Raw genomic sequence first — 21,191 nt, 5'->3', positions numbered from 1 at the left:
GAAGCTACTTATCTATTTTTATCATGATAAAATTAGTTATGATTTTTGTATAAAAAAGTAACAATTGAAAATTAGAAAAAAATTTTTATCAAATTTTATGGCTAGAAATACCTATTTTAGGTCTTTGTAAAGCTTTAAAAACTTTTTTTTTGATATAATAAATAATTATTGTATATTTTTTATATAGTAATTACTCAAAAAATGGTCAAAAACTATCCATTTGCATTCAAATAGTATTACGTATTTAAAGTATATTATAACTTTAATTTCAGTTTAAAACTTTTTGTGGGAAACTAACACAAATTAAATTTTAAATCAATAATTTGGAGATAAGATGAAAGCATCTGATTTATTTATCAAGGCTTTAGAAAACGAAGGTGTTGAATATATTTTTGGTATTCCAGGTGAAGAGAATTTAGACCTACTTGAGTCATTAAGAAAATCACCTATCAAATTAATATTGACAAGACATGAGCAAGGTGCAGGATTTATGGCTGCAACTTATGGAAGATTAACAGGAAAAGTTGGAGTATGTTTATCAACTTTAGGCCCTGGAGCTACTAACTTTGCTACAAGTGCTGCATATGCGCAACTTGGTGGAATGCCTATGATGATGATTACTGGGCAAAAACCAATCAAAAAGTCAAAACAAGGTAGATTTCAAATCATTGATATTGTAGATATGATGAGACCTATGACAAAATATGCAAAACAGGTTGTAAATGGAAATAATATCTCTTCTATGGTAAGAGATGCATTCAAAATTGCAACTGCAGAAAGACCAGGGGCTGTACATATTGAATTACCAGAGGATATAGCTGAAGAAGAAGCAGATGATGGAGTATATCCAGTAAGAGAAGTTAGATACCCAAGAGCTGATAAAACTGCAGTATTAGAAGCTGTAAAAATGATAGAAGCAGCAAAAAGTCCATTAATTCTAATCGGTGCAGGTGCAAATAGAAATAGAATAGGAAATGCACTAACTGAATTAGTTAATGAAACAGGTATTCCATTTTTTACTACACAAATGGGTAAAGGTGTAGTTGATGATAATCACAAATTATGTTTAGGAACAGCAGCACTATCTGATGAAGACTTTATTCATGGTGCAATTGTAAAAGCTGACTTAATTATCAACGTAGGTCATGATGTAATTGAAAAACCACCATTTTTTATGAAAGAAGGCCCAGATGCAACTAAAGTAATTCACTTTAACTTTTTCCCATCTGAAGTTGACCCAACTTATTTCCCACACTTAGATGTAATTGGTGATATTGCAGGAAGTATTGAAGACTTAACTAGAGCTTTATCTCCACAACCACATTGGGATTTTGATTTTTATAAACTAATAATCAAAACAATAAACAAAAGATTAACTAAATATTTTGGTGATATGAGATTTCCAATCTTACCTCAAAGAGCCGTTAAAACAATTAGAGATATTTTAGCTCCAGAAGATATTCTAACATTAGATAATGGTGTATATAAAATTTGGTTTGCAAGAAACTATAAATGTGCTAGACCAAACACTTTATTATTAGATAATGCGCTAGCAACAATGGGTGCAGGTCTTCCATCTGCAATGGCAGCAAAAATGGTAAATCCAGATAGAAAAGTTATTTCTGTATGTGGAGATGGTGGATTTATGATGAATTCACAAGAAATTGAAACTGCTGTAAGATTAGGATTAGATTTAACTGTTATAATATTAAATGACAACGCTTATGGTATGATTAAGTGGAAGCAAACAGGAATGGGATTTGATACTTATGGTTTAGATTACAATAACCCAGATTTTGTAAAATATGCAGAAGCTTACGGAGCAGTTGGTCATAGGCCAGAATCTTGCGAAGAGTTCACAGAAACTTTAGATAAATGCGTTAATTCTAAAGGTGTTCATATAATTGATTTAGCTGTTGATTACTCTTTAAACCACGCAATTTTAAATGACCTTGTAAAAAATGCTGAAACATTACTAGAAGAAGAAGGAGTAGATAATGAGTAAAACAATAGAAGTTACATCACCATTTGATGGTAAAGTAGTTGGAGAAGTTCCATTTAGTACAACACAAGACGTACAAGCAGCTATAGATTTAGCACAAAAAACTTTTTTAGACCACAAAAATGCTTTACCAAAATTTAAAAGAATTGAGATTTTAGAAAACGTAATGAAAATCATGTCTTCACAAGTAGAAGAGTTAACACAACTTTGCGCTAGTGAAGGTGGTAAGCCTTATATGGACTCTAAAGTTGAAGTAAATAGAGCAATAAATGGTGTACAACTTGCTATTGAACACTTAGGTGCTTTTGAAGGTAAAGAAATAGCAATGGGTCATACTGCATCTAGTGCAAATAGAATGGCTTATACTTTTAAAGAACCAATTGGTGTAGTTGCAGCAATTTCTGCATTTAATCACCCATTTAACTTAGCAGTACACCAAGTAATTCCTGCAATTGCTGTTGGTTGTCCTGTAATTATTAAACCAGCAACTCAAACTCCAATGAGTGCAATTAGATTAGTAGAGATTTTAGAAGAAGCTGGACTTCCTAAAGGTTGGGCACAAGCTGTAGTTTGTGGAAGAGATGCTGGTGAACTTTTAGCAACATCTGAAAAAGTTGATTTCCTAACATTTATTGGTTCAGGTGCAGTTGGTTGGTACTTAAACTCAAAAGTATCAAATGGAACAAGAGTTGCACTAGAACATGGTGGTGTTGCACCTGTAATTGTTGAACCAGATGCAGATATTGATGCAATGATTCCAGACTTAGGAAAAGGTGGTTTTTACCACGCAGGTCAAGTTTGTGTATCAGTACAAAGAGTTTATGTACATGAATCAATAGTAGATGAAGTATCTACAAAATTAGCTGATTATGCTTCAAAATTAGTTGTAGGTGACCAGTTAGACCCTAAAACTGAAGTTGGTCCACTAATTAATAATAGTGAAGTAGATAGAGTTGAACAATGGGTTAATGAAGCTGTTGAAAAAGGTGGAAAAATCCTAACAGGTGGGAAAAGAATTTCTGCTTCTTGCTTTGAACCAACAGTTATTTTAAATCCAGCAGATGACGCTTTAGTATCAACAAAAGAAGTATTTGGACCAGTTGTTATGGTTTATTCTTACTCTAATATTGATGAAGTAATCAATAGAGCAAATGCACTTGAAGTATCTTTCCAAGCTGCTGTGTTTACTAAAAATATTGATACTGCTTTAAATGCTGTAAAAAGATTAAATGGTACAGCTGTAATGGTAAATGACCATACTGCATTTAGAGTTGACTGGATGCCATTTGGTGGAGCAAAAGCTTCAGGACTTGGTCTTGGAGGAATTCACCACTCAATGGAAGAGATGTCAAATGAAAAAATGATGGTTATTAAATCACCAGTATTATAATTTTAAAGAATAGAAGATTTTACTTCTATTCTTTTCTCAAATTCTACACTATCCTTTACTTTTATATATAAATTAGACTTCTATGGTTATTAATCTTTTTTTTGTTATTATTAGCTTCATGAAAGAGAAAAATCTAAAGTTACATCAAGAATACATTCACTATAAAAACCTTAAAACTTATATTCCAATTGATTTTTGTAAAATTCAAAAAGATGATATTTGGGTTGATGCAGTACTTTATAAAGCAGATGACAATAGCCTATATGTACGAGAAAAAGAGGAGTTTATAGCAAAATTTTCTATCAAAAATTAGTAACTTTAACAAAGCATTAAATGCTTTTAAATTATGGAGTAAAATTATAATGAATTTACATGAATATCAAGCAAAAAATCTTTTTAAAAAGTATGGTATCCCAACAACCACAGGAAAACTTCTTACTCACTCTTCACAATTAGATGATATTTTAAACACTTTAGGTGAAGAAAATTTAGTAATTAAAGCACAAGTTCATGCAGGGGGAAGAGGAAAATCTGGAGGAGTTGTACTAACAAAAGATAAAAAAGAAGCAAAAGAGGCGGTAAATAGACTATTAGGTACTAGGCTAGTTACTTATCAAACAACTTCCCAAGGACAACCTGTTAACTCAATTTATATTGAAAAGCCTTGTGATATAGATAAACAACTATATTTAGCTTTTATTATTGATAGAAGTAGCCAAAGAGTAACTATAATGACTTCAATTGAAGGTGGAGTTGAGATTGAAGAGGTTGCTAAAAATGACCCAAAAAAAATAATGAAAAACAAAATAAATCCAGTTGTTGGAATTATGCCTTACCAATGTAGACAGATTGCATTTGATTTAGGATTAGATGATAATCAAGTTCAACAAATGATTCCACTACTTCAAAATATGTACAAAATGTTTTTAGATAATGATTTATCTTTAATTGAAGTAAACCCCTTAGTAATAACAAAGCAAGGGGATTTAATCTGTTTAGATGGAAAGGTACAAGTTGATAATTCAGCTTTATATAGACAGAAAAAATTAAATGAAATCAGAGATGAAACACAAGAAGATAGTAGAGAACTTCAAGCTGAAAAAATGCAATTAAATTATGTTTCATTAGATGGAAATATTGGTTGTATGGTTAATGGAGCTGGACTTGCTATGGCAACTATGGATTTAATCCAAACATATGGAGGGGAGCCTGCAAACTTCTTAGATGTTGGTGGAAGTACAAATGAACAAAGAGTAATTGAAGCTTTTAAAATAATTCTATCAGATAGAAAAGTTAATGGAATTCTTATTAATATTTTTGGTGGAATTGTAAGATGTGATGTAATTGCAAGTGGTATTATAGCAGCAGTACAAAAGATGAAAATAGATATTCCAATAGTTGTAAGACTAGAAGGTACAAATGTAGAAGAAGGTTTAAAGCTTATTAGACAATCAGGGCTAAATATTATTGAAGAGCAAGATTTAGATAAAGCTACTTTAAAAATTATTGAATTAACAAAAGGGAAGTAATGGCTATTTTACTTGATGAAAATACTAAAATAATGTGTCAAGGTATGACAGGTTCACAAGGTAGCTTTCATACTCAAAAAGCACTTGAATATGGCACAAATATGGTTTGTGGAGTTGTACCTAAAAAAAGAGGTTTAACTCATCTTGGTCTTCCTATGTACAATAGTGTTAGATGTGGAATTGATTTAACTGGTGCAAATGCAAGTGTTATTTATGTACCTGCACCATTTTGTAAAGACTCTATTATTGAAGCAGCTGAAAATGGTATTGAACTTATTGTTTGTATTACAGAAGGGATTCCTGTTCAGGATATGCTAGATGCAAAAGCTGCTGTTGATGCAAATGGAGCAAGACTTATAGGACCTAATTGTCCAGGAGTTATAACTCCTGGTATTGGTAAGATGGGTATTATGCCTGCAAATATTCATAAAGTTGGTAGTGTTGGGATTGTATCAAGGTCTGGTACTTTAACTTATGAAGCTGTTAATCAATCAACTATTGCAGGACTTGGACAAAGCACTTGTGTAGGAATTGGTGGTGACCCAATTCCAGGAAGTGATTTTATTGATATGCTTAAACTTTTTGAAGAAGATGAACAAACTAAATCAATTGTTATGATTGGGGAAATTGGTGGAACAAAAGAAGAACAAGCAGCAGAATATATAAAAAATCATATTACTAAACCTGTTGTATCATATATTGCTGGAGTTACTGCACCTAAAGGAAAAAGAATGGGACATGCAGGTGCAATAATTGATGGAGGAAGTGGAAAAGCAGAGGATAAATACAAAGCTTTAGAAGCAGCAGGTGTTTCAACTGTTAAAACAATTACTCATATCAAAGATGCCTTATTAGAGGTAAATAGATAAAATAGAAGTTACACTTCTATTTTTATTTGCATACAATGCAAACAAATGGAAACTATAATGAAACTATCAGAAGAACAGATTAATAAATTTAATAAAGATGGATTTTTACTTATTAGGAATTTTGCACCAACTTATTTATGTGATGAGATTTTAGAAGAAGCAAAAAAACATCTTGATAAAAAAAGTTCACCAATTGAGAGTGAGCAAGAGTATTTAAAAATAAATGAACAAACTACAACAGTTAGAAGATTAAGACAAGTATATAATAGAGCTGAAATCTTTAGAAGATGGATGAAATATGAAAAGATAAGACCAATTTTAAAACAACTTTTAAATGATACTCCTGTATTAACATTAGCTCATCATAACTCTATTATGACAAAAATGCCAAAAGATAGTTCAAGGACAACTTGGCATCAAGATAGAAGATATTGGAATTTTGAAAATGATGATTTAATTAGTGTTTGGTTAAGTTTAGATGATGAATATTTACAAAATGGTCTTTTAGAGTTTATACCAGGCTCACATAAGCTAAATCTTAAAAAAGAGCAATTTGATGAATCTATTAGCTTTAGAGATGATTTAAAAATAAATAAGCAATTAATAAACAAAGCTGTACATTACGATTTACATAAAGGTGATATTGTACTATTTCATTGTAAAACGCTACATCATGCACATAAAAACAATACACAAAAACCAAAAATATCTTTTGTTTATACAGTGAAAGCTCAAAAAAATAAGGCTATAAAAAATACAAGAAGCGATTTTAAAGAAGTGATTTTAGATTAAAGAGAGACATCTCTTTAATCAATCTGGTTCTGGTAAACCATGAGGAGTGGGTTGTTTATTATAATCTAATGCAACCATAACAACTTCATCGACTTTAACAATTACTTTATCAGTTGTTTTATTTCTTAGTTCACATTTAACAGTTATTGAAGTTCTTCCTATTTTTACAAGCTCTGTACCAATAATAAGAATATCTCCAATATTTGCTGGATTTTTAAACTTTACTTCACTCATCTTTACTAATGCTAATCTAGTCGTACCCAATTTATTTGCTGCAAAGATAATTACCTCTTCATCAATCCAAGCTAAAGCTTGTCCACCAAACAAAATCCCAGCAGCATTTAAATGAGGATACATAACTAATCTTTGTGTTCCATATTCCATCATATTGTCTAACCTTTCTTTTTGTTGTGTATTTATATCAAGTAGTTATTAAATAACTCATAAAATAACTAAGATAAAACTATTTTTTTGGAAAAAACAGTTCATAATCTTTTGGAATATTTTTAAAACTCTCTAACTCTTGATTTATAAACCCACTTTTATTTAAAACAGCATTTATAATTACTTTATTATACTCAAAAACATTCTCATCTAATAAGAATTCATAAACATTAACCCATTTTGCATCTTCAATTTCAGCAATATCTTTTATATCAATCTCATAAGTTAAAGGTTTTGCATTACATAAAATATACAAATTTGATTGTCCAAATTGGTGTGGATAAAAATGACCTAAACTAATAATAGATTCAAACTCTACTTCTATACCCGTTTCTTCATAAGTCTCTCTTACAACTGCATTAGATATTAACTCACCATTATCAATATGTCCACCTGGGAGTTTATACCCTATTCTTGAAATTCTCTCTTTTATTACCAATATTTCATCATTATCATTTATAACAACTATTCCAACTCCTAAAGTGTGATTTGACGCTGTTGGAATAATCGCATCTTGAACCAATCTTTTTACCACAAATACATAATCATGTTCACAAGTATGAAATTCAAAGCCATGCTTAACTGCAACTGGTATTAAATTACTTTTTGAAATATCAATTGTTATCCAAATTAATCTTCTTTTCTTTTTCAAACAGTGACTAATCAAATTTAATAAATTTTTTTCAAACTCTATACACTCATTAGGAACACTATTTTTTTCAATTGTAATTCCATTGTATGGGTCTAAAACTATATCAAAGCAACCTACTGTTTCTATATAATCATCCACTAAAAAGCCTTTTAAAATGAGATTAATTCAATTAATGAGTATGCAATTATTAACATAACTATACCTATTATTGTATCAAGTATTTTCCATGTAATACTCTTTTTAAATAAAGGAATTAAAAATTTTGAGAAAAATCCTAAAGAGAAAAACCATACAAAAGAACCACTAACTGTACCAAATAAAAAAGCTAATTTTTCGTCAAAATTTATTATATTTGCACCAATTCCTCCAATTAAAAGAACAGTATCCAAATATGTATGTGGGTTTAAAAAAGTAAAAACTAAAAGTAGTGACAAAACCTCTTTGAAACTCTTTTTATCTTTAGATTTTTCTATTAGTAAAGTATCACTTTTTAGTGCTTTTTTAAAAGATAAAAAAGCATATGAAGATAAAAAAACAATCCCAATAATTGCAATAATATTTATTAGTGATTGATTTCCTTTTATAAAAAAACCTAAACCAAAAACTCCAAGAGAGATTAAAATTAAATCAAAAAATGTACATAAAATTACTGCAGGAAAAACATACTGTCTTAATAAACCAAGCTTTAAAATATAAGCATTTTGAGCTCCTATTGCAACTATTAAAGATAGTGTTACAAAGAAGCCTTTTGTATAAAGCTCTATCAATTTAAGTAACTCTTTGCTAAAGTTACAACTCCACTAATTATAAACTGTATAGACAAAGCTCCAACAATTAATCCCATTAGTTTTGTAATAACATTCTGTCCTGTTTCACCTAAGTATCTTTTTATGTGAATAGAGTTTTTAAAAATAAAATAAAAAATTACTGCATTTAAGCAATATGCAATGCTAATTGAAGCTAAATCAGCAATATTATTAGCTTCATGTTTAAAAATAATTATAGTTGAGAATAGTCCTGTTCCAAACACAATAGGAATTGCAATAGGTATTATTGCTAACTCTTCATTTGGTTTTCCATCACTATTTGAAATAAGTCCACTTGAACCATTTATCATAGATATTGCCATAAGTAAAAGAACTAAACCACCCATAACTTTTAAAGAGTTTACATCTATACCAAAAACTTTTAATACAAACTCTCCACTTATAATAACTACAAAAAAAGCAATAATAATAGTTAAAGTAGTTTTATATGCTACTTTATTTATCTCATTTTTTGTAATATTTGGACTTAAAATAGATAAAGCAATCGCACTAATTCCTATTGGATCCATAATAGCAAAAAATGTAATTGCTTCTTGTAAAAAATTTGATAAGTAGTAATCCACTTATGCCATCCCACCTTTGGCATTATATTTTTTTTCTAATAGATGACCTAAGTAACTTAAAGAGAAAGTTATACTTAAATAAACCAATGCAATTACTATCCATGTTTCAAAAGGAGAGAAAGTATTTGCAACTATTTCACGACCTACTTTTGTTAAATCAGTAATTGCAATTACTGATACTAAAGATGAATCTTTAACTAAAGCAATCATCTCACCAACTAAAGTTGGTAAAGCTCTTTTTAAAGCTTGAGGGAAAATAATATATCTCATAGCTTGAAAATGTGAAATACCTAAAGAGTTTGCAGCTTCTAACTGACCTTTGTCAATTGACTGAATTGCACCTCTTAAAACTTCTGCCATATAAGCACCAAAGAAAATACCAAGAGATAAAACCCCTGCAACAAATCTATCTAGTTCAAAAATATTTGCAACGATAAAATAGAATAAAAAGATTTGTACAAGTAAAGGCGTTCCTCTAACTAAAGTAATATATACAGTAGCAATATCTTTTAAAAACACATATGATGATAACTTCATCAATGCAGTTACAATACCAATAATAAAAGTTAAAATTGCAGCAAAAAATGAAATCTTAAGTGTTGTCCAAAGTCCAATTAGTACTGGACCAGCTTTTGTTATTGTTTTAGAAGCTACATAATCAAATTCATAAATATCAGCACCTATATTATACTCAAGTTCATAACTACTATCTATATCTAAATATGTTTTGCCATCATCATTTTTTAAAAAATACTTTCCTTCTTCTTCCATTAATACTCCACCAGTTGGTGCAGTTACATTAATATTTTGTTCATATACAAAGTATTTTGGAATAGAAGTCCACTTCCACTCATAATTCATACCAGATGCAGCAGAATATAAAAAATATCCAACTGCAATATAAAACGCAAAGGCAATAAAATGCCCTAACGTTTTATTTTGTGCCAATGATTGTTTTTTACTCATTATTTACTGAACTCTTTTTAGCCAGTTTGTATCAACTAACCATTTTTCATATAATTTTTGGTGGAAATCTAATAGTTTATCTTCTTTAATTTGTCTCATAAAATTGTTTAACCAATTAAGAAAATCTGGGTCACCTTTTCTAATAGCAAATCCTAAAGGCTCATAAGTTAAAGGTTTATCTAAGTGTACTAATCTTCCTTTACCTTTATTTGACATAAATAAAACATTGTAAGGTTGGTCATAAATAAATGCATCTGCTTTACCATTTAATACTTCAGATACTGCATCTGCTTCTGTTTCAAATGTAATTATTTTTGCATCTTTAAAGAATTTTCTAGCAACAATTTCACCTGTTACACCTGTTCTTGTTGAGATTACAAAACCTTTTTTATCTAAATCTTTATATGATTTAATTTTTCCTTTATGCTCTTTTTTCATAAGGATAGTTTGTCCAATAATTACATATGGTGTTGCAAAATTTACTTTTAAATTTCTTTTTTGAGTAATAGTCATACCAGAGATAATAATATCAAATTTTTCTGATAATAAACCTCCAATAATTCCATCAAATGATGTAGGAATAATTTTTAATTTTACACCCATATCTCTAGCCATTTTTCTAGCCATATCTACATCATACCCAATAATTCTTCCTTTTTTATCTTTCATTTCAAAAGGCATATATCCAGGGTCTAGCCCTACTCTTAACTCTCCTCTTTGCACAATTTTATTTAAAGTAGAGTTTTTCCATACATTAATGTCACTTGCAAATAAAGATGCAGTAAATAGCAACATCAAAACTACTAAAAGTTTTTTCATTCATTTTCTCCTTGTTTTATTTAGTGAATTAAAATCTCATTTAAAAATTTTTTAGCTCTTTGACTTTTTGGATTTTTAAAAAATTCTGATGGGTTGTTTTCTTCAACAATAACACCATGGTCCATAAAAACAATCCTATCTCCAACCTCTTTTGCAAATCCCATTTCATGTGTAACACAAACTAAAGTAAAATTCTCTTTTGCTAAATCTTTCATAACTGAAAGAACATCACCAATAGTTTCAGGGTCAAGTGCCGAAGTTGGTTCATCAAATAATATAACTTTAGGTTTCATTGCTAAACTTCTTGCAATTGCAACCCTTTGTTTTTGTCCACCACTTAAATCTGCTGGATAAGCATTTGCTTTATCTTCTAGCTTAACTTTCTTAAGAAGTTCCATAGCTATTTCATGAGCGTCTTTTTTTGAAATACTTTTAACTAAAGTTGGAGCTATTGTAATATTTTCTAATATTGTTAAATGAGGGAATAGATTAAAGTGTTGAAATACCATTCCAACTTCACTTCTAATCTCTTTTAAATTCTTTTTATTATTATGTATGTGTAAATCATCTACAATAATCTCACCTTCATCAATCTCTTCAAGACCATTAATACATCTAATAAGTGTAGATTTACCTGACCCACTTGGTCCACATATAACTACAATTTCACCTTGTTTTACTGAAAAATCTATATTTTTTAATACATGAAAATCATCAAAATATTTATTGATTTTATTCATTTTTATAATTTCGTTATTATCCATTAGCTCTCTTTTTTGATAAATAGAAGCTATTATTTTACTGTAGAGTCATTTAAAGGCAAATTAATGGATAATTTATGTGAAACTAAAAGGATTACACCAATTAATAAAAAATGCTTTTTTAATGCAACTATTAAGCTGTATAATTATTGATTAACTTTTAAAAAAGGAAAATTCATGAAGAAGTTTTTATATATAACAGACCAAGATGAATATACTGACCACAGTTTTATTGGTGCCTTTTTTGAAAAATATTTAGGAAAGTATTTTGATACAAATATCCTTTATTTTTCGCAATTTAAATCAGACTTTGAAAAAAAAGATGAACAAAGATTTATTTTACCTTTTAAATTAAAAAAGAATTTACTAGATGAGTTATCAAAAAATGGTATAGATATAGACTCTTATGATTATATTGTTGTAAGAAATGATTTTGATATATTAAAGCATATATTAAAAAGAAAAATCAAACATAATTACAAAGCTGGTTTTAGATTGTCTTTTCCTAAAAGAGCAGCAAAACTACAAGAAGATGAGATAAATAATAAAAAAAGCATTTTTGATGTAATAGGAAATAGTATAAAAACTATAACAGAGACGAATTTAGTAAATGAGTGTGATATTTTTATTCCCACATCAAAATTTATAAAAGAGGATTTTTTCCCAAATGTAAACACAAAAACTTTTATAATTCCTCCATCAATTGACCCAGAAGTTTTACATGAAAACGTACAACATGTTGAAGACTTCAAAAGATTTTTTTATGCAGGAACACTAGATAAATTAAGAAGCTTTGAAACAATTTTAGAAGCTTTTAGTGAGATTAATAGTAACCAGTTTAGACTATGTATCTCTACAAAAGACCCAGAATATGCAAAAAAGATGCTTTCAAAATTTCCTAATCTTACAAATTGTGTTGAAATATATAATGCAAAAACAAAAGATGAGTTATTATCTTTGATTGCAAAAGCAGATATAGGTTTATCAATTTTACCTAGTATTGCCATATTTAATAGCTCAACACCTGTAAAAATTCTTGATTATTACTCAAGTGCTATTCCTTGTATTATGACAAATAATAAAAATAATCAAGAGCTATTTGAAGATGATAAACAAGCTTGGTTTTGTAATTTTGACAAAGAGTCAATAAAACATAAACTTGAACAAATAATCACTTTATCAAAAGAAGAGGTTGCAAAGGTCGGGATTGAAGGGCAAAAAAGATTATTAGATATTAGAAATTATGACAAAATTGCTAAAAACTTTGCTTTAGAATTAGACTTATTATAAGAAGGAATTAATCCTTCTTATCCCATGAAATCAATGCCCATTGCACATAATCTTGCTCTTGTTTTTTTGTTAAATCCAAAGAGTCATAATACTCTTCCAAGCGTTTTATCTCTTTATCGTTTAAAGAGCCTAAACTCCAAGAAATAGAATCAATAAACTTCTGTTTTGACTTATAAATAGTATTTCTTCCCTCACTATCAATAAAATTAACTTCTGCTTTTATTCCTAATGAATACAATATATTTACCACATAAATATAATCAGGTTTTTTTATTATATCTTTGTTTAATACATCTAAGATTTCATCACTTACAAAAGAGCCACCTTTTTTATATGAAATAACAACTTTTTTATTTGCTTTATCATTTAATTTTATTAAAGCTTTTTTCATATCTTTTACTTCCATTGAGCGTGAAGCAATAACTAAATCTGCATTTGGGACATCACTCCAATCATCATACCATGATTTATTGATTGTTTTAATATTTGTTATATCACTTTTTTTTGCATTTTCATTTAGTAGTTCTAGCATCTTTGTTGAATAATCTAAACTATAAACATTTTTTAATTTTGGCGCTAATTTTAAAGATAAATTTCCAACTCCACACCCCACATCTAATAGTGACTCAATTCCTTGTAAGTCTAATCTTTGAATAAACTGTTCATTATAAATTGATTTGTGTACCCTTTGATTCATAGAACTAGCTTTTTCATCCCAAGCTTGTTTTTCTTTTGGTTTGAAAGTTGTAAGCTCTTTTTGTTTTTTATAAAGTTCATTAAAATCTATATCTTCATATTTCACGCTAAATCCTTATTATGCTTTTTTTGACCAATATCCTGCAATAATTGAACCTGAGATATTATGCCAAATACTAAATATAGCTCCTGGTAAAGCACTTAATGGTGTAAAATACTTTGTAGCAAGAGCAACTGCTAAACCTGAGTTTTGCATACCAACTTCAATTGCAACTGTTTTGCATACTTTATGCTCATACCCTAAAAGTTTTGCTATATAGTATCCTCCAAAAAGTCCAATAAAATTATGTAATATTACTCCAATAAACATAGAAATTGCAATAGTACTAATTCTTTCTTGATTTAAACCAATAACAATTGCAATAATAAATATAATAGAAACTATCGATAAAAGTGCAAATAATTCTTCTCTTTTTGCAATATATTTATGAAAAAAGTGATTTATTATAACTCCTAAAAGAACAGGTAAAAGAACTATCTTCATAGTACTTAAAAGCATACTTAAAACTGGTACTGGTACAGTTTGTCCTACATATAAAAGTGCTAAATAAGGAGTTACAACAATTGATAATAGTGTTGAAACTACTGTCATTGTTATAGATAAAGCAACATCAGCTTTTGCTAAAAAAGCAATTACATTTGAAGCTGTTCCACCTGAAACTGCACCAACTAAAACCATACCCACTAATAACTCTGTAGAAAAATTTAAAAATTTAGAGATAATAAAAGCAGCCAATGGCATAAGTAAAAATTGCAATAATGTAGTTATTGCAATTATCTTTGGTCTTTTTAAAACTCTTTTAAAATCTTCTATTTTTAAAGTAATACCCATACAAAACATAATAAAAACTAAAAGTGGAATAATCCAACTTTTAAAACCTACCACAACCTCAGGTTGGAAATACGCAAAAAATGATGCTAAAATTGCCCATAGAGGAAATAACATTGAAATTTTTTTAACCATAATCTATCCAAAATTTTTTCATATTTTACAAAAAAAGATTTAAACTTTCTTGTATAATATTGCTTTTATGATTGATTAATGTACTCTTTTACACTAATTACTTGTGAAAAAACAGTTTTTAATGCTGCCATATAAGAGTTGTGAACTGTTTTTGCAGGAATTTTCTCACCTAAAAACTCCAAATCTTTTGTAGCACAAGCATCACTTAAAACTGTGCATTTATAAGCTAAATCAAAAGCTGCTCTTGTTGTAGAATCAATACACATATGACTCATCATACCACAAATAACTAACTCTTTTATATCTTTTTTTTCAAGTTCTTCTTTTAATTTTGTTTTTAAAAAACTATTTGGAAAGTTTTTCTTTATTACTACTTCACTTGATAAAGGAGCTACATTTTCATGTATATTTACTCCTTTTGTATCACAAACAAAAAAAGTTGCATCTTTTTTTGTATTTATATGTTGAATATGAAAAACTGGTAATTTATTTTTTCTAAAGTGTGTTAAAACTTCTTTTGCTTTTAAACTAGCTTCATTAGAGTTCACTAATGGATTTTTTCCTTTTTCAAAATAGTCATTTTGAATATCTATAATTAATAATGCTTTATTCATAAATTTTCCTTTCATTTGACCAACTAGTCAAGTAAAAGTATAGCAAAGTCTTGACTGTTTAGTCAAGGCTTTTTAAAATTTATTTTTTAAGTGTGTTTAAAAATAGTTCTAGTTGAGAAATACAAGTTGTAAAACAACTTGCATCTTGAGATTTTTTTGCTGTGCCTATACACCCTTCAATTGAAGCTACTATATACATAGAGAGTGCTTTTGTGTCATTGTGAGAAATTTCATTTTTTGCTATTGCTTTATCTAATACTTTTTCAAAAATATTTTCAAATTTTTTATAAACAATCTCTAAAGCTACTTTAAAATCTTTGTCAATAGGAGATAATTCTTGCATAAGATTATTTAGTTTACATCCAGATGTAAAATCAAAATTATCTCTTTTTTTTATCATCTGCATCATTTCATCACAGATATTCTCTTCATACTCTAATAATACACTATATTTATCTTCAATATAAGCATTTACTTTTTCATTTATAACAGCAAGAGCTAACTCTTTTTTAGACTTAAAAAAGTGATACATACTTCCTTTGTTCATATTTGCTTTTTTTAAAATCTTATCAACAGAAGTTGCAGAGTAGCCATGATGATATATCTCATCAAAGGCTACTGTTAGAAGTTTTTCTCTTGTATTATTCATACTAAATTCTTAATCTTTTTTTGTATAGACTTTAAAACTCCAAGCTGGGCTTTTGATTTTATCTTCTTCTAAAATAGCTTCATAATCTTTTTGCTCAATTAAATCCCAAGAAGAAAAATCAATCTGTTTAAGATAAGCATCTGCTTTACCTTCAAAATCAACCTCACTTAAATACATTTTATCAACATAAGGAAATAGTGTTTCATAGATATTTGCTCCACCTATTATAAAAAGCTCTTCTTCGCCATTTGCTCTTGCAAAATCAAAAGCATCTTGAACTTCACTAAAAGTATGTACACCCTCATGGCTAAAGCCAGTTTTACTTAATACTAATGAAGTTCTATTTGGAAGAGGTTTTCCAATACTTTCAAAAGTTTTTCTTCCCATTAAAAGATGATGTCCAGAAGTAATATTTTTAAAGTTTTTAAAATCCTCTGAGATATGCCAAAGCATTTTATTGTCTAAACCAATCTCCCAATTTTTACCATATGCAACTATCATTGAAATTTTCATTATACTGCCATCTCCCCTTTAATTGCTTCATGACACTTGTAATTTACAAGTTCAAAATCACTCATTTTAAAATCATTTATATTTTTTATATCTTTATTTATTTTCATTTCTGGTTTTTCATATGGTGTTCTTGTAAGTTGTAGTTTTACTTGCTCCATATGATTTGAATAGATATGTGCATCTCCAAAAGTATGTACAAAATCCCCTACTTCAAGTTCACATACCTGAGCTATCATCATAGTTAAAAGTGCATAAGAAGCGATATTAAATGGAACTCCTAAAAATACATCTGCACTTCTTTGATATAACTGACAAGATAGTTTGTTATTGGCTACATAAAACTGAAAAAAAGTATGACAAGGTGGTAATGCCATATTTTCAATTTCTGCTGCATTCCATGCATTTAAAATAATTCTTCTACTATCTGGATTTGTTTTAATTTGATTAATTACATCTGCAAGTTGGTCAACTTTCTTGCCATTTGCACCTTCCCAACTTCTCCATTGACTTCCATAAACTGGCCCTAATTCTTTTATAGTTTCAGTATTTGTGTAACCTAAATCTTTACCTTGTTTATTGGCATTTGCAGTCCATACTGTTTTTTTATCTATTAAATTTTCTCTTTTATCACCAAAATGAATTTCTGCAAGTCTTCTTTCATCTGTACTTCCTTCAATAAACCATAAAAGTTCACTAATAATTGCTTTTAAATGTGTCTTTTTTGTAGTTACTAAAGGAAAACCTTCACTTAAATCAAATCTCATTTGGTATCCAAAAACAGAAGTTGTACCAGTTCCAGTTCTATCTTCTTTTTTTATTCCATTATCTAAGATATGTTGTAATAAATCTAAATATTGTTTCAATTATCTTCCTTATTTAAGTATTCGTACAAATACAAGTATTTTCTTAATTCTTTTAAACTTTCATACTCTAATCCAGTTTGAATCCATCGTTGAATTTCACTTGGGATAGTTAAAGGTTCTAAAAGTTTTGTTTTTTTCTCTTTTGATATTTTACCATGTTCAAATAAAAGTGAGATATGAGAAAGTATAGAAGTTATTGATAAATCTCTAATTTGAGATATTTCTTCTAAAGTTTTTTCATCTTGTATTAATTCAAAAGTTTCTAAGTAGGTTTTTGTAAGTTTTTTTAAAGGGATTTTATCTTCTAACTTTTCACCAAACTCTTCTTTTATACTTTTACATAGACTTAAAAAACTCTTACCATATTTTTCAAATTTTACAAGACCAACTCCGTTTATATCAAGCATATTTTCTTTTGTAAGAGGTAGTTTTGAAGCTAACTCCTTTAAAGTTTTATCCCCAAATATAACATAAGCTGGTACTTCATACTCTTGTGCTAACTCTCTTCTTAAGTTTTTAAACTTTTCATATAACTTTTCATCAAAACTAAGCTGTGTATTCTCTTCTTCAAATTTTTGAGCAATACCTAACTTATCACTATCTATTAGAAGTTTTTCTTTGCCTTTAAGGATTTGCATTCCTAAACCACTTATTTTTAAGACTCTAAATTCGCCTAAATTAACTGCTTTTATATCTATTAGTTTATCAGCAATTGCTATCCATTCATTTTTACTTTTATCACTTCCTAAACCATAAACATTTAGTTTGTCATGTCCAAACTCAAGAAGCTTTTGATTTTTTGAGCCTCTTAAAATATCAATAATATGATTTGTTCCAAAACGCTGTTCGCTTCTATAAACTGCACTTAAAAACTTTTGTGCATCAACACTTACATCAACTTGTTCAATCTCACCTTTTGTACAGTTATCACACAAAGTTTTGCAAGCATCAATCTCATCTTCAAAATAAGAAGCAATAATCTTATGACGACAATTATTTGATACACAATATCTATACATAGCTTCAAGTTTATCAAGTCCATTTTGTTTATAGCCTGTATCAATTGCATCTTCTATTTGTATTTTTCTTTTTACCTCATCAGCTTTTGAATAAAGTAAATAAACATAAGACATATCACCATCACGACCTGCACGACCTATTTCTTGATAATAGTTCTCTAAGGTTTTAGGTAAACTTGTATGTATTACAAATCTAATATTTGACTTATCAATACCCATACCAAAAGCAATAGTAGCTACTACAATATCAATCTTTTCATATACAAAATCATCATAAACCTCATCTTTAATACTTGGGTTTAATCCTGCATGATATGCCTTTGAAGAGTAGCCATTTTCACACAAAAACTGCGCTGTTGATTCTGCTTCTTTTCTTGTAAAAGTATAAATAATACCACATAAGCCTTTGTGAGTTTTAAGAAAATTTAGTATTTGCTTTCTACCATTTGTAATTCGTGGTTCTACTTTTATATCAAGATTGTTTCTATGTGTTTTAGCACGAAAATGTTTAGCATCATTGAGTTTTAAACTTGAAGCAATATCAGCTTCTACTTTTTTAGTTGCAGTTGCAGTAAATGCAGCAATACAAGTATCTGGGAAAAATCTTTTTAACTTATCAAGATTTCTATACTCTGCTCTAAACTCATGTCCCCAAGCACTTACACAATGGGCTTCATCTATAACAAAATAGTTAATATTGATTCGCTGTAATACTGCTATAAACTCATTTGAAGTAAATCTTTCAGGTGCTACATAGATAAATTTTAGTTTACCTTCTAAAAGTTTTTGCATTGTAAAACTATTTTCATCATTTGTTTGAGAAGAACTTATCATCTCTGCTTTTATATTTAAATCATTTAGTGCTTTTACTTGGTCTTGCATAAGTGCAATAAGTGGAGAGATTACTACTGTTACACCATCCATAAGCAAAGTTGGTAATTGGTAGCAAAGTGACTTACCGCCACCAGTTGGCAAGATAGTTAAAACATCTTTTTTTTGGATAATACTATCTACAACTTCTTCTTGGAAACTTCTAAAGTGTTCATGGCCAAATATATCTTTTAGTATTTTGTGTTTGTTATTCATTTTGTGATACTAGCATAGCTTGGGTTATGGGTGCATGAAAGATTATTTTAGTAGATTAATTATTTTCTCATTTAAAAGTTTCACTAGGTTATTCATATTATCAATTTTGATGTCAGTAAGAAAAGACACAAGAAAATAACTCATAAACACCTAAAGGTATTCGCACCTCTTACTTTGTGTGGACAAAGTAAACAAAACCACCAACGGCTTCGAAGCCCTTCGGGTTCCTTCACTTATTGTTTTATCTTTTTTGTCTTGCAAAACTCATAAATAAGTATGCTTTTTAGCATACTTATTTACTCAAACAATTGCAAGCCTTTTCCAAAAAGAGAAAACAAACGCTCAGCTTCTGTAGATGTTGGAATAAAAAAGAATGAAGCAATTTTCTTTTGTAAATTTACATATGATAGCTCAAACTCTCTTCTTCCCAGACTTTGATGAAGCTGGAAGTTATATATTTATTTTGGTAAAGCCCGAAACTGTTTGAGCGTAAAAAAGAGTGCTAAATGCACTCTTTAGCGAGTTTTGCAGGGCAAAAATAAATATTTAACTGTAAGGTAGCTTTGCCTTCATCAACTTGTCTGGTTGCTTTTTATCTTACTTTTTACAACTAAAAAGTAAGAAAGCTAAAAGGTATGATATTAATCTTGCATATTGCCATATTTTTATACTTACTAAATAAATTTTAATATAATAATACAAATTTATATTATGGAGTTAAAATGAATGAAAAACCAAAATTTGGCTTTGTTGTTGAGTATGTAAAAGATATAAATATAGCAAAAAAATTTTATGTTGAAACTATGAATCTTGATATTCAAAGAGAACATCCAAATTATATACAATTTGATACTTTTGCTATTGCTACAGATGAACCAATGGGTGCAGAAACAAAACAAGAAATATATTGGCTTGTAAATGATATAGATAATGTGTTTGATTTTCTTTCACAAAAAGCTGAAATTTGTCTAGCAATACAAGAAGTTCCTTTTGGAAAAGTATTTGGAGTAAGAGATCCAGATGGTTTTCCATGCTATATTCTTGAATTAGCAACTAAGCGACCTAGTAAAAAAATATCATAAATTGTTTAGAGAACATTTGTTCTTTAAACAATATCTAAACCTTAACTCTTCACTTATTATTAAAATAACTTTTATACTATCCATATTTACAGTTTAAATAATTTTAAATAATTTAATTGATTTTAATTATAATTTTATAATTAAATAAGTAAAATTCATCTCACAATTAACACAAAGGAAAAAAATGAAAAAATTTAGAATTATTATTGTAGGGTTACTAGGGGTACTTTTATTCTCTGGTTGTGCTAATAAAGTTTATGACTATTCAATGTCTACAGATAACATTCTAAACTTAAAATCAATTGCAAAAGATGGAAAAACAATTAATCTTGGTGAGTTTACAGATAAAAATAATGAATCTACTTTAATGTGCAGACTTTCTACTCCAGTTGGAACAGCTAAAGGAGTAACATTTATTTCTTATATAAAAGAGGCATTTAAAAAAGAATTAGTTGTTGCAGATATATTAGATAACAATTCAACAACAGTAATTGGAATGAGATTAAATGATATTTATGGAAGTACAGTATTTGGTAATGCTTACTGGGAATTTGATGTAACAGTTACTTCATCAAATAAAGAAGAAATGACAGTTAAATCAAGATATGATTATGAATCAAGCTATTTAGCTTCATCTGCTTGCTCTGAAATGCAACGAAGTTTCGTACCAGCAGTACAAAAACTTATTGGTGATATTATTAAAAATCAAAAATTTAAAAATTTAATACAATAAAAATAGCG

General features: G+C 28.6%; 23 protein-coding genes. 9 read left to right on the top strand and 14 right to left on the bottom strand.

Annotated elements, in window-relative coordinates; translation table 11 throughout:
• Positions 1–334: 334 nt before the first annotated feature.
• The 6 genes from CP960_RS06720 to CP960_RS06695 all read left to right on the top strand — a co-directional run bounded on the left by CP960_RS06720 (position 335) and on the right by CP960_RS06695 (position 6,582).
• Positions 335–2,005, top strand: a complete 1,671-nt coding sequence (locus tag CP960_RS06720) for an acetolactate synthase large subunit (protein WP_101184649.1) — start codon at positions 335–337, stop codon at positions 2,003–2,005.
• Positions 1,998–3,392 carry an aldehyde dehydrogenase family protein gene (locus CP960_RS06715; protein ID WP_101184648.1) on the top strand — a complete coding sequence of 465 codons (1,395 nt, stop codon included), beginning with the start codon at positions 1,998–2,000 and terminating at the stop codon, positions 3,390–3,392. Before CP960_RS06720 ends, CP960_RS06715 begins: the two co-directional genes overlap by 8 nt.
• 82 nt (positions 3,393–3,474) lie before the next feature.
• The gene (locus tag CP960_RS06710) at positions 3,475–3,705 is read left to right on the top strand and encodes a hypothetical protein (RefSeq protein ID WP_196778333.1); all 231 of its coding nucleotides are present in this window, start codon (positions 3,475–3,477) and stop codon (positions 3,703–3,705) included.
• A 49-nt stretch (positions 3,706–3,754) separates the two neighbouring features.
• Positions 3,755–4,921 carry an ADP-forming succinate--CoA ligase subunit beta gene (gene sucC, locus CP960_RS06705; RefSeq protein ID WP_101184646.1) on the top strand — a complete coding sequence of 389 codons (1,167 nt, stop codon included), beginning with the start codon at positions 3,755–3,757 and terminating at the stop codon, positions 4,919–4,921.
• Positions 4,921–5,790: a succinate--CoA ligase subunit alpha gene (sucD, locus tag CP960_RS06700; RefSeq protein WP_101184645.1), complete on the top strand. Its 870-nt coding sequence runs from the start codon at positions 4,921–4,923 to the stop codon at positions 5,788–5,790. Before sucC ends, sucD begins: the two co-directional genes overlap by 1 nt.
• Before the next feature lie 57 nt (positions 5,791–5,847).
• The gene (locus tag CP960_RS06695) at positions 5,848–6,582 is read left to right on the top strand and encodes a phytanoyl-CoA dioxygenase family protein (RefSeq protein WP_101184644.1); all 735 of its coding nucleotides are present in this window, start codon (positions 5,848–5,850) and stop codon (positions 6,580–6,582) included.
• Between the two features lie 18 nt (positions 6,583–6,600).
• On the opposite strand, the gene CP960_RS06690 is transcribed toward CP960_RS06695, so the two are convergent.
• From CP960_RS06690 to CP960_RS06660, 7 genes are all read right to left on the bottom strand, one after another.
• Positions 6,601–6,969 (bottom strand): acyl-CoA thioesterase, encoded by a 369-nt coding sequence (locus CP960_RS06690; protein WP_101184643.1) that lies wholly within the window; start codon positions 6,967–6,969, stop codon positions 6,601–6,603.
• Positions 6,970–7,045: 76 nt separating this feature from the next.
• Positions 7,046–7,816 (bottom strand): NUDIX domain-containing protein, encoded by a 771-nt coding sequence (locus CP960_RS06685; protein ID WP_101184642.1) that lies wholly within the window; start codon positions 7,814–7,816, stop codon positions 7,046–7,048.
• Positions 7,817–7,827: 11 nt separating this feature from the next.
• Positions 7,828–8,445 carry a LysE/ArgO family amino acid transporter gene (locus tag CP960_RS06680; RefSeq protein ID WP_101184641.1) on the bottom strand — a complete coding sequence of 206 codons (618 nt, stop codon included), beginning with the start codon at positions 8,443–8,445 and terminating at the stop codon, positions 7,828–7,830.
• Positions 8,442–9,068, bottom strand: a complete 627-nt coding sequence (locus CP960_RS06675; protein ID WP_228152030.1) for a MarC family protein — start codon at positions 9,066–9,068, stop codon at positions 8,442–8,444. Before CP960_RS06675 ends, CP960_RS06680 begins: the two co-directional genes overlap by 4 nt.
• Entirely contained in the window at positions 9,069–10,034 is a 966-nt protein-coding gene (locus CP960_RS06670) for an amino acid ABC transporter permease (RefSeq protein ID WP_101184640.1), read from the bottom strand.
• A 3-nt stretch (positions 10,035–10,037) separates the two neighbouring features.
• Positions 10,038–10,853: a transporter substrate-binding domain-containing protein gene (locus CP960_RS06665; protein ID WP_101184639.1), complete on the bottom strand. Its 816-nt coding sequence runs from the start codon at positions 10,851–10,853 to the stop codon at positions 10,038–10,040.
• Positions 10,854–10,873: 20 nt separating this feature from the next.
• Positions 10,874–11,602 carry an amino acid ABC transporter ATP-binding protein gene (locus tag CP960_RS06660; RefSeq protein ID WP_191321669.1) on the bottom strand — a complete coding sequence of 243 codons (729 nt, stop codon included), beginning with the start codon at positions 11,600–11,602 and terminating at the stop codon, positions 10,874–10,876.
• Positions 11,603–11,791: 189 nt separating this feature from the next.
• Between CP960_RS06660 and CP960_RS06655 the strand changes: the two genes are divergently transcribed.
• Positions 11,792–12,904 (top strand): glycosyltransferase, encoded by a 1,113-nt coding sequence (locus CP960_RS06655; protein ID WP_101184637.1) that lies wholly within the window; start codon positions 11,792–11,794, stop codon positions 12,902–12,904.
• Positions 12,905–12,911: 7 nt separating this feature from the next.
• On the opposite strand, the gene CP960_RS06650 is transcribed toward CP960_RS06655, so the two are convergent.
• The 7 genes from CP960_RS06650 to recQ form a co-directional block, all read right to left on the bottom strand.
• Positions 12,912–13,706 (bottom strand): class I SAM-dependent methyltransferase, encoded by a 795-nt coding sequence (locus tag CP960_RS06650; RefSeq protein WP_101184636.1) that lies wholly within the window; start codon positions 13,704–13,706, stop codon positions 12,912–12,914.
• Positions 13,707–13,718: 12 nt separating this feature from the next.
• The gene (locus CP960_RS06645) at positions 13,719–14,624 is read right to left on the bottom strand and encodes a bile acid:sodium symporter family protein (protein WP_101184635.1); all 906 of its coding nucleotides are present in this window, start codon (positions 14,622–14,624) and stop codon (positions 13,719–13,721) included.
• 65 nt (positions 14,625–14,689) lie between these two features.
• On the bottom strand, positions 14,690–15,238 hold the full coding sequence (locus CP960_RS06640) for a cysteine hydrolase family protein (RefSeq protein WP_101184634.1): 549 nt from the start codon (positions 15,236–15,238) through the stop codon (positions 14,690–14,692).
• A gap of 79 nt (positions 15,239–15,317) precedes the next feature.
• Entirely contained in the window at positions 15,318–15,887 is a 570-nt protein-coding gene (locus CP960_RS06635) for a TetR/AcrR family transcriptional regulator (RefSeq protein WP_101184633.1), read from the bottom strand.
• 9 nt (positions 15,888–15,896) lie between these two features.
• On the bottom strand, positions 15,897–16,400 hold the full coding sequence (locus CP960_RS06630) for a dihydrofolate reductase (RefSeq protein WP_101184632.1): 504 nt from the start codon (positions 16,398–16,400) through the stop codon (positions 15,897–15,899).
• Positions 16,400–17,263, bottom strand: a complete 864-nt coding sequence (thyA, locus tag CP960_RS06625) for a thymidylate synthase (RefSeq protein WP_101184631.1) — start codon at positions 17,261–17,263, stop codon at positions 16,400–16,402. The genes CP960_RS06630 and thyA overlap by 1 nt, the downstream gene beginning before the upstream one ends.
• Complete coding sequence (gene recQ / locus CP960_RS06620) at positions 17,260–19,368, bottom strand: DNA helicase RecQ (protein WP_101184630.1); 2,109 nt, start codon at positions 19,366–19,368, stop codon at positions 17,260–17,262. Before recQ ends, thyA begins: the two co-directional genes overlap by 4 nt.
• A gap of 722 nt (positions 19,369–20,090) precedes the next feature.
• On the opposite strand from recQ, the gene CP960_RS06615 reads away from it, so the two are divergent.
• Positions 20,091–20,450, top strand: coding sequence for a VOC family protein (locus CP960_RS06615; RefSeq protein ID WP_101184629.1), 360 nt, complete (start codon positions 20,091–20,093; stop codon positions 20,448–20,450).
• A 184-nt stretch (positions 20,451–20,634) separates the two neighbouring features.
• On the top strand, positions 20,635–21,183 hold the full coding sequence (locus tag CP960_RS06610) for a hypothetical protein (protein ID WP_101184628.1): 549 nt from the start codon (positions 20,635–20,637) through the stop codon (positions 21,181–21,183).
• The last annotated feature ends 8 nt before the right edge of the window (positions 21,184–21,191 follow it).

Origin of the sequence: Malaciobacter halophilus (assembly GCF_002837275.1) — a bacterium.
In the GTDB taxonomy this organism is placed as follows: Bacteria; Campylobacterota; Campylobacteria; order Campylobacterales; family Arcobacteraceae; genus Malaciobacter; species Malaciobacter halophilus.
Note: the sequence above shows the minus strand (reverse complement) of the source record. Positions and strands in the feature narration are given on the sequence as shown.